At 39.5% G+C, this 15,762-nt stretch carries 10 protein-coding genes; 6 read left to right on the top strand and 4 right to left on the bottom strand.

Annotated elements, in window-relative coordinates; genetic code table 11:
• Positions 1-22: 22 nt before the first annotated feature.
• The gene (gene leuB, locus H1P_RS02045) at positions 23-1,108 is read right to left on the bottom strand and encodes a 3-isopropylmalate dehydrogenase (RefSeq protein ID WP_144863641.1); all 1,086 of its coding nucleotides are present in this window, start codon (positions 1,106-1,108) and stop codon (positions 23-25) included.
• Positions 1,109-1,370: 262 nt separating this feature from the next.
• On the opposite strand from leuB, the gene H1P_RS02040 reads away from it, so the two are divergent.
• Together H1P_RS02040 and H1P_RS02035 are read left to right on the top strand one after the other, a co-directional pair.
• Positions 1,371-2,255 (top strand): YihY/virulence factor BrkB family protein, encoded by an 885-nt coding sequence (locus tag H1P_RS02040; RefSeq protein ID WP_186375796.1) that lies wholly within the window; start codon positions 1,371-1,373, stop codon positions 2,253-2,255.
• A 232-nt stretch (positions 2,256-2,487) separates the two neighbouring features.
• Entirely contained in the window at positions 2,488-3,672 is a 1,185-nt protein-coding gene (locus H1P_RS02035) for an RNA-guided endonuclease InsQ/TnpB family protein (protein WP_144863639.1), read from the top strand.
• 256 nt (positions 3,673-3,928) lie between these two features.
• Here H1P_RS02035 and H1P_RS02030 read toward each other — a convergent pair whose 3' ends face one another.
• Positions 3,929-7,354 carry a beta strand repeat-containing protein gene (locus H1P_RS02030; protein ID WP_144863636.1) on the bottom strand — a complete coding sequence of 1,142 codons (3,426 nt, stop codon included), beginning with the start codon at positions 7,352-7,354 and terminating at the stop codon, positions 3,929-3,931.
• Positions 7,355-7,396: 42 nt separating this feature from the next.
• Positions 7,397-8,455 (bottom strand): TIGR03032 family protein, encoded by a 1,059-nt coding sequence (locus H1P_RS02025; RefSeq protein WP_144863634.1) that lies wholly within the window; start codon positions 8,453-8,455, stop codon positions 7,397-7,399.
• A 402-nt stretch (positions 8,456-8,857) separates the two neighbouring features.
• Here H1P_RS02025 and H1P_RS02020 point away from each other — a divergent pair, with 402 nt between their 5' ends.
• The 3 genes from H1P_RS02020 (at position 8,858) to H1P_RS02010 (ending at position 12,106) form a co-directional block, all read left to right on the top strand.
• Entirely contained in the window at positions 8,858-9,397 is a 540-nt protein-coding gene (locus H1P_RS02020) for a Dps family protein (RefSeq protein ID WP_144863632.1), read from the top strand.
• 256 nt (positions 9,398-9,653) lie between these two features.
• Positions 9,654-10,421: a ChaB family protein gene (locus H1P_RS02015; protein WP_144863631.1), complete on the top strand. Its 768-nt coding sequence runs from the start codon at positions 9,654-9,656 to the stop codon at positions 10,419-10,421.
• 179 nt (positions 10,422-10,600) lie between these two features.
• The gene (locus H1P_RS02010) at positions 10,601-12,106 is read left to right on the top strand and encodes a cryptochrome/photolyase family protein (protein WP_144863629.1); all 1,506 of its coding nucleotides are present in this window, start codon (positions 10,601-10,603) and stop codon (positions 12,104-12,106) included.
• A 97-nt stretch (positions 12,107-12,203) separates the two neighbouring features.
• On the opposite strand, the gene H1P_RS02005 is transcribed toward H1P_RS02010, so the two are convergent.
• Entirely contained in the window at positions 12,204-13,718 is a 1,515-nt protein-coding gene (locus H1P_RS02005; protein ID WP_144863627.1) for a two-partner secretion domain-containing protein, read from the bottom strand.
• A gap of 637 nt (positions 13,719-14,355) precedes the next feature.
• Here H1P_RS02005 and purB point away from each other — a divergent pair.
• A complete protein-coding gene (purB, locus tag H1P_RS02000; protein ID WP_144863625.1) occupies positions 14,356-15,651 on the top strand; it encodes an adenylosuccinate lyase in 1,296 nt (431 codons plus the stop codon).
• Positions 15,652-15,762 lie beyond the last annotated feature (111 nt).

The following is a 15,762-nucleotide window of genomic DNA, read 5'->3' as shown; positions in this document are numbered from 1 at the left end:
ACTAGCGTAAATTTCCTAATTTTTAATTTTCTAAAACTTGGAGTAATGCTTCACCCATGCCTTGACAACCTACCGCAGTCATTCCTTCAGACATGATATCTCCTGTACGATAGCCAGCATCTAGCACCCTAGTTACAGCTTGTTCGATTTTGGTTGCGGCGGATGACTCATTTAAACCGTAGCGTAACATCATTGCAGCACTTAAAACCTGTGCCAAGGGATTGGCTTTATCCTGTCCTGCAATATCTGGTGCTGAACCATGTACGGGTTCGTAGACTCCAGGGCCATCAGCACTTAAACTGGCGGAGGGTAACATCCCAATACTACCTGTTAACATGGCTGCTGCATCAGAAAGGATATCTCCAAACAGATTGCCCGTAACGATAGTATCAAATTGCTTGGGAGCGCGGACTAGCTGCATTGCTGCATTATCGACATAAAGATGGCTCAATTCTACATTAGGATAATCTGCTGCCATTGCCATAACACGATCGCGCCACATTTGGGAAACATCTAACACATTGGCTTTATCTACAGAGCATAGTTTACCACGGCGTTTTTGAGCAGTTTCAAAACCAAGTTTCACAATGCGATTAATTTCTGCTTCTGTATATGCCATAGTATTAACACCCCGTTTTTCTCCTGTTTCGGTGGCAAAAATACCTTTGGGTTGACCAAAATAGATTCCCCCTGTTAACTCTCTAACTACCATAATATCTACGCCTTCTACTACTTCTCTTTTGAGGGTAGAAGCGTCTATTAACTGAGGAAGAATGGTTGCAGGGCGTAAATTAGCAAATAGTCCTAAACCTGCTCTCAAGCCTAAAAGTCCTGTTTCGGGACGTTGTTTTCTGGGTAAATTATCCCATTTATAACCACCAATAGCAGCTAGCAAAATCGCATCACTTTGACTACAGGTATCGAGAGTTTCTTGGGGTAAGGGTTCGCCAGTATCATCAATTGCAGACCCACCAATTAAAGCTGTGTTAAACTCGAAGCCAATATCGCATTGTTTCCCTACTGAATTGAGGACATCTACCGCTACTGCAATGATTTCAGGGCCGATGCCATCACCAGGAAGCAAGGTAACACGATATTGTTTGGTCATGATGATTATATGGAGAAAAGAGAAGTAATTCTAAACAGCTTTACTAATTTATCATAGTGAGTTCCCAAATATCTCTCCTATTTATAGTGGTATCACGGGTCTATATTACTTTTAAAAATTAACGATGTAGGAACGAAATAAAAACACAACAATTATCTGTTTATGCTATTGAGACAGTAATTTGTCCTACTTGAGGTAGATGTCAATTTTAATCACACACTGCAAAATAGCGGACAATTATTTATACATAAATCTCTATATAATGCGTAAAATAAAAACTATTTTTAGTCTTTTAAAAGAAGCCTTCAAAGAGTGGCAAAACGATAAAGCCTCATTACTAGCTGCTGCATTGGCTTACTACACGGTGTTTTCGATTACTCCTTTATTAGTAATTGCGATCGCCATTGTGGGTGCAGTTTTTGGTCAAGAAACGGCTAGAGGAGAAATTCTCGAACAAATCAATAGTTTAGTGGGAGAACAAGGAGCGCAAGCAATTGAGATGGCTCTTAATAATGCCAATCAGCCTGAAATTAGTAGTGTTGCTTCTATTATTAGCGTTGTAGTTTTACTCATTGGTGCATCGGGGGTATTTGCTCAATTACAAGAAGCTCTCAATACAGTATGGAATGTCAAAGCTAAACCTGAAGGGGGAATTTGGAATTTCATTCGCAAGCGGTTGTTATCTTTTGGTATGGTACTGGCGATCGGTTTTTTGTTGTTAGTGTCTTTAATATTAAGTGCTGTACTATCTGGTATCAGTAAGTTAGAAATCGATCTCCTTCCTGGTTTGACTTCTTTTTGGGAAGCACTTAATTTTGGGGTTTCTTTTGGCTTTATTGCAGTACTATTTGCCTTGATTTACAAATATCTTCCCGATGCTACAATTCGCTGGAAAGATGTCTGGGTAGGAGCAATTACTACAGCATTGCTATTTAGCTTGGGTAAATATCTGATTGGTTTGTATTTAGGTAGAGGTAGTTTAGGCTCTGCTTATGGTGCTGCTGGCTCTTTGATTGTATTTTTAACTTGGGTATTTTATTCAGCACAAATTTTACTGTTTGGCGCAGAATTAACTCAAGTATATGCTCGTCGCTACGGTAGAACAATTCTCCCTAGTAGTCGGGCTAAAACCACAAATTCTTTTTAGTCGGTGGTTGTTAATTAATTTCGCGCATCTAAGTAGTGGTCAATTAATTAATGATGGGTTATTTGAATATAATTTAGGTAAAATACGATTGCCTAAAAATTGATGCCCAAGAAATATATTGTTGACCGAAAATAATGGGTTACAAGCCTCGTCGTGAACGACGACTTTTTAGATAAGTTTTAGATACAAAATCTTTATATAAACAGGCTTTTAATTATTATAAAATAATACCATGAAAGCTAGATTTAAATATCGCATTGATCCAAACTCCAATCAACGAATCCAATTGGCAAAGCAATTCGGATGTAATCGAGTTGTTTGGAACGACGCACTAGCTATTTATAAAAAAGAAGGGATTCATACCAAAGATGTTGATAAACGAGTAATTACTCAAGCTAAAAAAACTGAAGAGAGGCACTGGTTATCTGAAGTTAGCAATATACCTTTACAACAATCTTTTAGAGATTTAAAACAAGCTTATAGCAATTTCTTTAATAGTCTTAAAGGTAAGCGTAAAGGTAAAAAAGTAGGTGAACCTAAGTTTAAATCTAAGCACTCTAGGCAAACAGCTAGATACAGAATTGGTGGTTTTTCAGTACACAGTGAATCAGTCAAACTAGCTAAAATAGGTCACATCAAGATGGTAGTAACTCGTCAGCTACCATCAGAATCTACAAGCGTAACTATTACCCGTGATACGACTAATAGATATTTTGCCTCCTTTGTTGTAGAAATAGAACCTGAAATATTTGCTGCAACAAACTCCTCAGTTGGGATCGATCTAGGATTAAGCCATTTTGCCATTTTAAGTAATGGTGAAAAAATCGAAAATCCTCGACTACATAAGAAGATGCTTAAGCGTATCAAAAAAGCTAATAAAAAGTTATCAAGATGTAAAAAAGATTCTAACCGCAGAAAAAGAGCTAAGTTGAAACTAGCAAAACTTCATGCAAAAATAAAAGACTCAAGAACTGATTTTCTACATAAATTAACAACTCGCTTAGTCAGCGAAAATCAAGCAATAGCGATTGAAGATTTAGCAGTAGGAAATTTAATTAAAAACTGCAAATTATCTAGAGCAATCAGCGATGCTGGATGGTATTCTTTTAGGCAATTACTAATAGCTAAATGTGATAAATATAATCGTCAATTAGTAGTAATTGATAGATGGGAGGCTACTTCTCAAAAATGTAGTAACTGCGGTTTTAATGGTGGCAAGAAAAAGCTTAACGTTCGAGAATGGACGTGCTTAAATTGTGGCGTGCATCATGATAGGGATATTTGCGCTGCAATAAATATAAAAGTCGCGGGTGGGCTATCCGAGACTAAAAACGGACGCGGGAGAGATAATAAGACTACATTAGTAGCTAATCTCTGTGAACCGTCAACTACCTATAAGCAGTTAAGTCTGTTTTAGGAATCTCTGTTCTTTTAGGACAGAGAGGATGTCAATTAACCAAAGCAGAACAAAAATCACTCAAAAAATTAACCACGACGGAAAAACACGCAGCAGACAAAATTAATCATGGTCGTCTTTTGCTGATGGCTGATGTTAATTCTCCTTCGGTGCAAGTGCCAAAAATATCAAGGGGCGAACATTTTTCGGTGTCCGCCCTCGATATTTGGGGTATTAATTTTTATTTGTACGGCTACTGTAATTCCGATTCAAACTGTTAGACAAAGTTGATATTTTGACTGGGATCGAAAGCAGATGAAGCTGAATCTAGTTCGATACTGGCAAATTGAGTACCGTTATAAGATAGAGAACCATCACGACTGTCAAAAGCGAATTGATTGCGAGAAGTTGCACCAAACACAGACAAATTAATTTCTACTACGTCTCCTTCTTGTACGTTGAAGTCATTAATAATATCAATTCCATCATTGCCAACTACAAAAGTGTCTGCACCCCCACCACCTTGGAAAACATTGTTGCCGAATCCGCCAATAAGAGTATCGTTTCCTCTGCCCCCAATGAGGGTATCATCACCTAAGTTACCTTCTAAACTATTGTCGGCACTATTCCCTACTAGTGAATCATTCCCCGAGCCACCAATGAGATTTTCGACATTAGTAATCGTTTCATCGGTAGAGGTTGAATCCCCAGGGAAACTTACCTCACCAGTCCTTAAATTGGCATTAACGTTACCAGAGAAAAAATCATAAGTAACGGTATCATTCCCCAAGCCGCCATCGAGACTATCGAAGCCAAAACGACCATCGAGAAGATCGTCACCTTCTCCGCCAAGAAGACTATCGTTGCCCGAACCACCAAAGAGGAAATCGTTGCCTTCTAAGCCCAGAATAGTATCGTCTCCTTCGCCCCCAATGAGGGTATCATCCTGTGCGCTGCCGACAATAAATTCATTACCTGGTGTTTCATCAACATCGGTGACGGTGACTGTCAACTCTTGAACACCAGTCAAGCCTTCAGAATCGGTAACGGTGACTTGAGCTAGATAATCGTTATCACCATTGGCATCTTCAGGGTTTTCAAAGTCAGGAGCGGTAGCAAAGGTTAATTCTCCCGTATTGGAATCCAAGTTAAACAGTGCTAGATCTTCTCCACCTGTGAGGCTGTAGGTCAAGCCACTTCCTTCGCTGTCGGAGTCATCGGTAGCGTTGATATCGATAACTGCGGTTTGATTTTCTAAGATGCTAGCAGTGTCAGCACTGGTAATGGTAGGTGGGGTGTTGGTCGTGTTGGTAGTGTTGTTGATTAATACCGATACACTGTCATCAAATCGGTTAGCAGTAGCGAGGTCGGAGTTGCCATCCCCATCAAAGTCTCCTACTGCGACTGAATTTGGAGCATCTCCCACAGCGAAGGTAGATTGCTCGGCAAAACCGCCACTGCCATCTCCCAACAATACCGATACATTGTCATCAATAACGTTAGCAGTAGCGAGGTCGGGGTTGCCATCCCCATCAAAGTCCCCTACGGTTACTGAACGTGAACCATCTCCCACAGCGAAGGTAGATTGAGTCGCAAAACTGCCATTGCCATCTCCCAACAACACCGATACATTGTCATCAAAAGCGTTAGCAGTAGCGAGGTCGGAGTTGCCATCCCCATCAAAGTCTCCTACTGCTACTGTATTTGGAGTATCTCCCACAGCGAAGGTAGATTGCTCGGCAAAACTGCCACTGCCATCTCCCAACAACACCGATACATTGTCATCATTAACGTTAGAAGTAGCGAGGTCAGAGTTGCCATCCCCATTAAAGTCCCCTACTGCTACTGACCTTGGACGATCTCCCACATCGAAGGTAGATAGAGGAGCAAAACCACCACTGCCATCTGCCAACAACACCGATACATTATCATTATAATAGTTAGTAGTAGCAAGGTCGGAGTTGCCATCCCCATCAAAGTCCCCTACTGCTACTGAAAATGGAACATTTCCCGCAGCGAAGGTAGATTGCTCGGCAAAACTGCCACTGCCATCTCCCAACAACACCGATACATTGTCATCCAAAGGATTAGCAGTAGCGAGGTCGGAGTTGCCATCCCCATCAAAGTCTCCTACTGCTACTGAAGTTGGATTATTTCCTACAGCGAAATTAGATTGCTCGGCAAAACTGCCACTGCCATCTGCCAACAACACCGATACACTGTCATCAATATCGTTAGCATTAGCGAGGTCGAGGTTGCCATCCCCATCAAAGTCTCCTACTGCTACTGAACTTGGACGAGATCCTACAGCAAAGTCAACCGCATTTTCAAATGTCACCAAGTCATTATCTGGTGTTTCATCAACATCGGTGACGGTGACTGTCAACTCTTGAACACCAGTCAAGCCTTCAGAATCGGTAACGGTGACTTGAGCTAGATAATCGTTATCACCATTGGCATCTTCAGGGTTCTCAAAGTCAGGAGCGGTAGCAAAGGTTAATTCTCCCGTATTGGAATCCAAGTTAAACAGTGCTAGATCCTCTCCACCTGTGAGGCTGTAGGTCAAGCCACTTCCTTCGCTGTCCGAGTCATCGGTAGCGTTGATATCGATAACTGCGGTTTGATTTTCTAAGATGCTAGCAGTGTCAGCACTGGTAATGGTAGGTGGGGTGCTGGTAGTGTTGATCAATACCGATACATTGTCATCTCTACTGTTAGCAATAGCGAGGTCGGGTTTGCCATCCCCATCAAAATCCCCTACGGCTACTGAACGTGGACGATCTCCCACAGCAAAGGTAGATTGAGTCGCAAAACCGCCATTGCCATCTCCCAACAACACCGATATATTGTCATCATACCTGTTACCAGTAGCAAGGTCGGAGTTGCCATCCCCATCAAAATCTCCTACGGCTACTGAATATGGATTATCTCCCACGGCGAAGGTAGATTGAGTCGTAAAACCGCCACTACCATCTCCTAACAAAACCGATAAATTGTCATCAACACCGTTAGCAGTAGCAAGGTCGGAGTTGCCATCCCCATCAAAGTCCCCTATGGCTACTGAATTTGGAAAATCTCCCACAGCAAAGGTAGATTGAGTCGTAAAACCGCCACTGCCATTTCCCAACAACACCGATACACTGGCATTAGTACGGTTAGCATTAGCAAGGTCGGAGTTGCCGTCCCCATCAAAGTCCCCTACGGCTACTGAATTTGGCTCATTTCCTACGGCGAAAGTAGATGGAGTCGTAAAACCGCCACTACCATCTCCTAACAAAACCGATACACTTTTGTCAAAAATATTACCAGTAGCGAGGTCGGAGTTGCCATCTTCATCAAAGTCGCCTACTGCTACTGAACCTGGAGCATTTCCCGCAGCGAAGGTAGATTGCTCGGCAAAACCGCCACTGCCATCTCCCAACAACACCGATAAATTGTCATCACTACGGTTAGCAGTAGCGAGGTCGAAGTTGCCATCTCCATCAAAATCCCCTACGGCTACTGAATTTGGAGTATTTCCCACGGCGAAGGTAGATTGAGTCGTAAAACCGCCACTGCCATCTCCTAACAAAACCGATAAATTGTCATCACTAAGGTTAGCAATAGCAAGGTCGGAGTTGCCATCCCCATCAAAGTCCTCTATGGCTACTGAAACTGGAGTACTTCCTACGGCAAAGTTAACCGCATTTTCAAATGTCACCATGATAATTTTCCTCTCAAAAATAAATGAATAAATTGTTCAAAATTAATCTGCCATCGCTTCCAGGGTTAAAAAACGGCTGATTTCATCGCTTTGGAAACCCAAAGCAGTAGCCTGTTGGACTCCTGGTAAGACCTGTATGTCGTATAACTCCCTCACCTCTCCTGTAAAGTTGAGCCATTCCACCACTGCTCCCGTACTCAAATCGATCGCCATCACTCCACATCGGGGAGAGACCTCTTTTTCGGCTAATCTGGTTTGTAGTTCTAACCCCATAAAAGTTTCATCTCTCGGTTGAGATAAGCCAACAATGGCGTAATTACCAGAGAAACTCAATCCTCTGACATAGCCTGGACAAAAAGTTACGGGTTGAAATTCTCCTTTATTCCTGTCGAGATAACCTAATTCCCCCGTTCCCGAATTGAGCAACCATAGCCGATCTCGATACCATCTCGGAGAATGGGGCATCGATAAACCAGTCGCTATGACCTCATTACTGGCAACATCGATGACACAACCTCCAGTCTTCCTTTTTTCTCGCCAACCACCTACTACATCAGACTGACTACAAGCAGTAACATAAGCTGGTTTTCCCTCCACCATTGCCAACCCATTGAGATGGCAACGGTCTTCATTGATTACTTTGCTAATAAAAGATGGTTTCCATAAAGGAAGACAGCTATGCTGATGACTGACTGTGGCTAAACAGTTCAACACAGTACTGACAAAAATAATCCGCCCTTGACTATCTACCGCGAGATCGTGGAGATCGAGATCTCCTGTGGTGTAACCAATGCGGGGGACATAGAGCTTATCATAATGGTTGTGAAGTTGTCCTGGACTGAGAACATTATTTAATTGCCATAGTTGATAGCGAGAAGCTAGATACAGTCTTTGACTATCTGGAGTCACATAAAGCCCCATAGCGCGGTCAAAGATGCGCTCAAAGCCAGAAAACTGCCCTTGAGGATTGACTCCCACCAACATCAAGCGAGAACTTTGGTAGGTAGTTAAGGCTAAAGAGATTTGTTGGTCGCTCAACCAAGACAAAAAGTTACGGGAATGGCTAACTTGGATTTTTAAGGAGGGGTTGGGATTTGACATCTACTGATTGTTGGCTTAATTTACACGACTTGGCAAAATTCAGTGACCTATAAGGAAATAAATCGCCTTTCAAAGATTACGGATTAAGTTCAAACTACCTTTCTTCGTTATGAAAGAGCTAAAATTGTCAAGTCCCGTGCATAATTAATTTCTCTTAATTAATTTGTGTCTAAATTTACAGGGGAATCGGGAAAAAGTCGGGATGAAATCGAGAAAGTTTTGTGGTCCAAACCTGAAACTAGCTTGTAGTATAATTAAAACTCAAGAAGTTAGTTGATGATTATTTCTTTGTAACTATATCCAAAGTGATAGAAACAAGTAAGAAATTCCTTCTCAATATAGATGTGCGATCGCCTTTGGAATTGTTTTAATGAAGGGGAAGTGAAGCAATCAAAAATTTTTATGTCTACATTAAACATTGGATTAACAGAAGAGCAACGTCATGGTGTAATTGAGTTACTCAATCGTGACCTTGCCGATCTTTATTTACTTTTGATCAAAACTAAAAAGTATCATTGGGATGTAGTAGGCCCTCAATTTCGTACTCTACACACCCTATGGGAAGAACACTACAATACCCTCACTGTCAATATCGACGCAGCAGCAGAGAGAATTCGCTCTTTAGGTGGTTATCCTTTGGGAACAGCAGCAGGATTTATCGAATACAGCACCCTTAAAGAACATCCTAATGATTTACCCTCTGCTAATGAAATGGTGTCTCGTTTAGTGCAAGATCACGAACAAGTTATTCGCAACCTTAGAGAAGATATCGACAAATGTGGTGACGAATTCCACGATGAAGGTACTGCGGACTTTTTAACAGGATTGATGGAACAACATGAAGAAATAGCTTGGATGCTACGTTCCTTTATTGAAGGTGAAAGTCTTAACAGTAGTGGAGATCGCTCAGGTACAGAAACTAAACCTGCGGTTAATGCATAATTAACCTTTTTCTCTTAAAGGGAAACAAAAAAAGGTAAATGGTTAAAGGGAAAAGAGAATGCAATCATAAACCTTTGCTTTTTCCCTCTAACCTTGGTGATTAGTTTAATCAAGATTTTTGGTAATGTTTTTGTCTCTTTGTTGCTCGAATCTTCGACCTTCAGGGAGAACATTACTTTAGCTCGAAGGGCTTGGTAAAACATGGCTAATCGCCGAAATTCAGACAGTAAATACATAAAAATAAGGATTGAAATATATGAGTAAAGAATACAAAGCTGAACGAACTATCACCGCAGTACTTCAAGAAGAAAAACAGGTAGATAATGTTGTGCGTCGCCTTATAGATCGTGGCGTACCTCAAGATCGTATTTCCGTAATGGGTCAAAATTTCCAGTCTCAGACTCGTATTGCAGGTTTTATCTCGAAAAAAGATGTTATTTTGGGTGGCTTGCGTACTGGTGCTGTTTTTGGTTCTCTGTTTGGTTCTCTTCTCAGTCTGTTTACTGGCGTAGGAGTACTATTTATACCTTTTATCGGTTCTGTAGTGGCTGCTGGGCCTATTACCACCGTACTTCTTGGTGCAGCTAGTGGTGCAATTGCGGGTAGTGCTGGTGCAGGTTTAGCGTCGGCTCTAGCTACTTTAGGAATGCCTGACGAAAAAGCAGCAATCTATGAAACTCGCGTCAAAGCAGGAGAATTTTTGTTGATGGCGGAAGTACCTGCCGATAAAACAGGAGAATACCAATTACTAATTGAAAGCGGTGGTGGCGAAGAAATCCACATTAATGAATCTACTTTGCCTCGTCCCTGTCCTGGTAAATGTAACGGAGTAGAAGATTTATCTCCTGAAATTCGTTCTCACCTTTCTGAAGCAGCACAGCAAGATTTTATTACCAGTTACAATACAACTTTTGATGAAACTGATGATGAAACCAAAGCAGAGCAAAAAGCTTGGGCAACCATCAAAGAAAAATACGATGAAGATGAAAATGGTGTATTTTCTAAATCTAAAGTAACAGCATAAAATCAGTATTTACGAAGTCAGAGAAAGCCCCGCCTTCTCTTGGTGTGCGTTCTTTCTGACAATACTTATGAAAGTAGTCTACAGTTAGGAGAGGTTTTAAACTTCTTCTAACTGGCTTATAGCTTACAGCTTATGGCTTATAGCTAGGAGCTTTGCTCCTTTATTAATTTTGATTAATTATGGTTGTTGGCGTTTGGATATTAGGCGATCGCTTAAATAGATTACAGTCTTCTCTAGAAAGTTGTCACGAGCAAAAGGAAAAGACTCCCGTAATTTTTATTGAGTCTAGTAATTATGTAAAACAGCGACCATACCATCAACAAAAGTTAGTGTTAGTTTGGTCAGCAATGCGTCATTTTGCTGAAGAATTAAAAGCGGATAATTGGCAAGTTACTTATGCTATTACAGAGGATTTTGCTACACCGTTACAAGAGTGGATTCAAAAAAATAAAATTACCGAATTGAGAATTACCACTCCTTGCGATCGCACCTTTTTAGCTCGTATTCAAAGCTTAAGTTTAGATTGTAAAATCACTCTTCTTCCCGATAATCATTTCCTCTGGAGTCGCCAAGAGTTTCAAGATTGGGCGAAGTCTCGTAAACGCTTATTAATGGAAGATTTTTATCGAGAAGGCAGAAAAAGATTTAATATTTTAATGTCTGGAAAAGACCCTATAGGGGGTAAATGGAATTACGATAAACAAAATCGTAAGCCACCTAAAAAGAATTTAGAAACACCAGAAAGAATCTGGTTTGAACCAGATAATATAACCCAAGAAGTAATTAACTGGATACAAGAAAAACAGTTTTCTAATTATGGAGAAATAACTCCTTTTCAATGGGGAGTTACTAGAGAACAAGCCCTACAAGTTTTAGAGCATTTTATTACAGAATGTTTACCCAGCTTTGGTACTTATCAAGATGCTATGGTCACGGGAGAATATACTATATGGCATGGGTTAATTTCTCCTTATCTTAACTTGGGTTTACTGCAACCTTTAGAAGTTATCAATGCAGTAGAAAAAGCCTACTATGACAGAGAATTACCCTTAAATAGTGTTGAAGGATTTATCAGACAAGTATTAGGCTGGCGAGAATATATGCATGGACTTTACTATCATTTTGATGCTGATTATAGTCAAAATAACTGGTTTGAACACGATCGCCCTTTACCAGAATTCTTTTGGGATAGTTCTCAAACTAATCTTAATTGTCTCAAACAAACTTTAATTCAAACCGAAAAAACAGGCTACGCTCATCATATTCAAAGATTAATGATACTAGCTAATTTTGCCCTGATTACTGGTATTAATCCCCAAGAAATAGAGTCTTGGTTTCACAGTGTTTTTATTGATGCTTATGATTGGGTAATGCAAACTAATGTGATTGGAATGGGTATCTTTGCCGATGGAGGAATGTTAGCATCTAAACCATACGCAGCCTTAGCAAATTATATCAATAAAATGAGCGATTATTGTAGTAATTGCCAGTATAACAAAAGCGATCGCCTTACAGAAAAAGCCTGTCCTTTTAATTACTTTTATTGGGATTTTATCGCCCGTCATCGAGATAAATTAAAATCTCTTGGTAGAATGAATTTAATTTTAGGTAATCTAAAAAAAATTTCTGAAGAAGATTTGAAAACTATGCAAGAATTAGCCCAGAAATTTGAATTTTCAAAGTAAAGTTCTGATGTTCACTTATCTTTAATTTAATCTAGCCATGCCATCAAGCAAACTAGATGGAAAAACATTAATACAATTAACACAGCACCCTGATAGATTATAAAGCTTCAAAAGCCAGACCTTCTTCGATAAAATTAGGAAGATTAGCTCTAATATTTTCTCTTTCTTCTCCAGTAGTAAACAAGTAAGTGCCTGGTAAATCGCTATTTTGAAAACGAGAAAACTCTGTTCCCAACCCAGAACTAGCACTATACACATAGAAAGCTAATCCTTCTTCAATAAAGCTTTCAGCAAAGTTTTCATTGATATTGACTCTTTCTGATTCCCCTACAAAAACGTAAGTACCTGACACAATTTGACTTTGAAAACGATATAAAGGAATCAAATCATCGCCTGGACTAATAGCTGCATTAAAAGCAACTCCCTCGTTAATAAAGTTAGGAAAATTATCGAGAATAGTATTTTTTTCTTCCGTTCCCACATAAATGTAACTTCCAGGTGTGTTGGAGTTTTGCAAGCGATAAATAGAAGTAGAAACTCTTATATTAGAAACATCAATAGTTATACTTCCCCCTGCACCTTCTCCGATTTCTCCATTTCCGTCAGAAAAAATTTGAGTAATATCTACACCTTCATTATTGCTAGGGATTAACTTAGAATTATCTATTGTTAGAGCTTCAGAAGCAGTAATTTCGATGTTACCACCTCCTACTTCTCCTTCTCCTTCTCCTACACTATTACTAATAATAACGCCTGTATTTCTTAAAGTAAGATTGCCAGTAAAAACATTAAGATTTCCCCCATCAGAAGCAATAGAACTACCGCTATCAACGAGTAATAAATCATCAACCCGAAGATTAAGATCGTTATTAACTCCACCAATAATGCTGCTAGCCTCATCTAGAGTGAAATTTTGAGCATCGAGTTCAAAGCTTCCGCCATCATCACCAGTAACAGTTAATTGAGAATTAGCCGTAATATTAATATCTCCTTTGGCGATTTCTTCAGGAAAACTCAGATTACCCTCTTCAATATTGACTATTCCTGAATCACTTAAAGCACTCAATGTAATTGCTTCTGAAGATAACTTACTATCACTAATATTGATATCTCCACCAATTAAAGCTAGGTTATCGCCAAAAAACTCCGCATCTTCGTCAGAATTAAGACTGCTATTGAGATTCACTTCGATTGCTGTAGGGTTATCCCCAAAACTTAAACCAATGGGAATCTCGCTACTCAATAAAGTTTGAGACTCGTTATCATTAGCATTAAAACTAATATCGTCGGGAAATAAAATACTGTCTGCGGTGCTAGCAACAAAGTCGCCATCAATATCTAAACTAGCCCCTAATTCAAAAAGGATTCCTGCGGGGTTAATTAAGAATAAATTAGTGTCGTTTTCAGTTTTGATGAAACCATTAATTTCAGTGAGCGAATCTCCCGTAACCTTAATAAAAATATTGTTGACATCTTCTGTATCGGTAATAAATACCTCTTCATTAGTAGGAACAGAAAACTCTGTAAAGTTATAAAATAAGTTCGCGCCTTCTCTAGTTCCCCCAGTGAGTGTGCCATCAGGGTTAATACTGCTAGATACGGGTTCATTCATGATATTTTAAAAAGCTAGGACTTAATAAATTAGAGTTGTAGTTTTTCGCTGTCACAAAAATAGTAAGTTGTCGTATTTCCCTGATTTGACTAATAGTGAAAATAATTAATTATTTATTGATTTATTGAAGAGAAAATACTATAAACAATTTAACTCAATCTCAATCCTATTTTCCTCATTGATTTTACTGAGCTTAATTTTAAAAATTTGTTGATTTCAGTATAATTTACCTTTTCAAGAGAGTCAGAAAAATATTTTTTAAGCTTACTTCAAAAACAGGGTTATTTCAGGCTAAAAAGTGTCAACATTTGCTCTAGTTCAAATCCACATTTTTGGAGTAAAACATTTTTTCTCCTAGATTCAATAATTTTTCTCCAAAGTTTAGTCCTATTTTTAACCGAATGCTCTCTTTTGCATTTAAAATAGCTTTTGCATAACATCTAGTTATTAATTTGTTAACTTAGAGATCGCCTAAAAACGTGTTTTTTGAATTCGCCAACAGTATCAGATTCTTGGATTAACGTCTCTGCCAAAAGGAATCTTCCCACAAAGCAATGGACTTTCTTTTGGAGAAAGTGAATGGAGACAATTTAGTGTAGTAGAATGAACGGTTGTTGTACTTGGCTACTCGACGACTGTGATAGAACGCTATACCCTGCCCGAAATGGGCGAAATTTGGACTGATACGTATAAATTAAAAACCTGGCTAGAAGTAGAAATAGCAGTTTGCGAAGCGCAAGCAGAACTGGGTTATACTCCCGCCGAAGCCGTAGAGGAAATTAAAGCCAAAGCTGATTTCGATCCTCAGCGTGTTTTAGAAATTGAAGCGGAAGTACGTCATGATGTAATTGCTTTTCTAACCAACGTTAACGAATATGTAGGGGATGCAGGAAGATATATTCATCTAGGCTTAACCAGTTCTGATGTTTTAGATACTGGGTTAGCTCTGCAAATGGTAGCCAGTGTCAATCTAATTTTAGAAAAACTAGAAGAACTGATCCAAGCCATTCGCTATCAAGCACAGCAACACCGTTATACAGTAATGGTAGGACGTTCCCATGGCATTCATGCCGAACCTATTACCTTTGGTTTTAAACTCGCTGGTTGGCTGGCTGAAGTCTTACGAAATCGCGATCGCCTGGTAAGATTGAGACAAGACATTGCAGTGGGTAAAATTTCAGGTGCAGTGGGTACTTATGCTAACGTCGATCCTAAAATAGAAGCGATCGCTTGTCAAAAGTTAGGTTTAGAACCCGATAACGCCTCCACCCAAGTTATATCCCGCGATCGTCATGCAGAATACGTGCAACAATTAGCCTTATTGAGCGCATCTATTGAAAGATTTGCTGTGGAAATTCGGAATCTACAACGCACTGATGTTTTAGAAGTCGAAGAATTTTTCTCTAAGAAGCAAAAAGGCTCTTCTGCAATGCCTCACAAGCGCAACCCCATCCGTTCGGAAAGACTTACGGGAATGGCAAGGGTAATTCGCGGAAACGCCGTAGCAGCCCTAGAAAATGTCGCTTTATGGCATGAGCGAGATATTTCTCATAGTTCCGTAGAAAGAGTTATCTTACCCGATAGCTGCATCTTAACTCACTTTATGCTTAGAGAAATTACTGGTTTGGTGAAAAACTTGCTGGTGTATCCCGACAACATGAAACGCAATATGAATGTTTACGGTGGGGTAATTTTCTCTCAAAGAGTTTTACTTACTTTAGTAGAAAAAGGCATGAATCGCGAGGAAGCTTATAGTGTAGTGCAAGGTTGCGCTCATACAGCTTGGAATACTCAAGACGGTGACTTCCGCAAATTAATAGAAGCGGATGAGACTATTAATAAAATGCTCTCTGCCGAAGAAATATCGACTTGTTTCGATCCTAATCATCATCTGAAAAATCTTGATGAAATTTATCAGCGTTTGGGAATTTAATTAAAACTGTTAGCTGTTAGTTTTTAAAAGCTTAAAATTAATAATAATTAAAGCGATCTCTTATTTTAATAGGGCGATCGCTATTTTTTATTAATAGTATCAAAAGATGAT

This window comes from Hyella patelloides LEGE 07179 (assembly GCF_900659865.1).
Taxonomy (GTDB): Bacteria; Cyanobacteriota; Cyanobacteriia; order Cyanobacteriales; family Xenococcaceae; genus Hyella; species Hyella patelloides.
Note: the sequence above shows the minus strand (reverse complement) of the source record. Positions and strands in the feature narration are given on the sequence as shown.

Excerpts from the sequence above, each read along its gene's own strand:
- leuB (WP_144863641.1), bottom strand. The coding sequence starts at position 1,108 with ATGACCAAACAATATCGTGTTACCTTGCTTCCTGGTGATGGCATCGGC.
- H1P_RS02040 (WP_186375796.1), top strand. The coding sequence starts at position 1,371 with ATGCGTAAAATAAAAACTATTTTTAGTCTTTTAAAAGAAGCCTTCAAA.
- H1P_RS02035 (WP_144863639.1), top strand. The coding sequence starts at position 2,488 with ATGAAAGCTAGATTTAAATATCGCATTGATCCAAACTCCAATCAACGA.
- H1P_RS02030 (WP_144863636.1), bottom strand. The coding sequence starts at position 7,354 with ATGGTGACATTTGAAAATGCGGTTAACTTTGCCGTAGGAAGTACTCCA.
- H1P_RS02025 (WP_144863634.1), bottom strand. The coding sequence starts at position 8,455 with ATGTCAAATCCCAACCCCTCCTTAAAAATCCAAGTTAGCCATTCCCGT.
- H1P_RS02020 (WP_144863632.1), top strand. The coding sequence starts at position 8,858 with ATGTCTACATTAAACATTGGATTAACAGAAGAGCAACGTCATGGTGTA.
- H1P_RS02015 (WP_144863631.1), top strand. The coding sequence starts at position 9,654 with ATGAGTAAAGAATACAAAGCTGAACGAACTATCACCGCAGTACTTCAA.
- H1P_RS02010 (WP_144863629.1), top strand. The coding sequence starts at position 10,601 with ATGGTTGTTGGCGTTTGGATATTAGGCGATCGCTTAAATAGATTACAG.
- H1P_RS02005 (WP_144863627.1), bottom strand. The coding sequence starts at position 13,718 with ATGAATGAACCCGTATCTAGCAGTATTAACCCTGATGGCACACTCACT.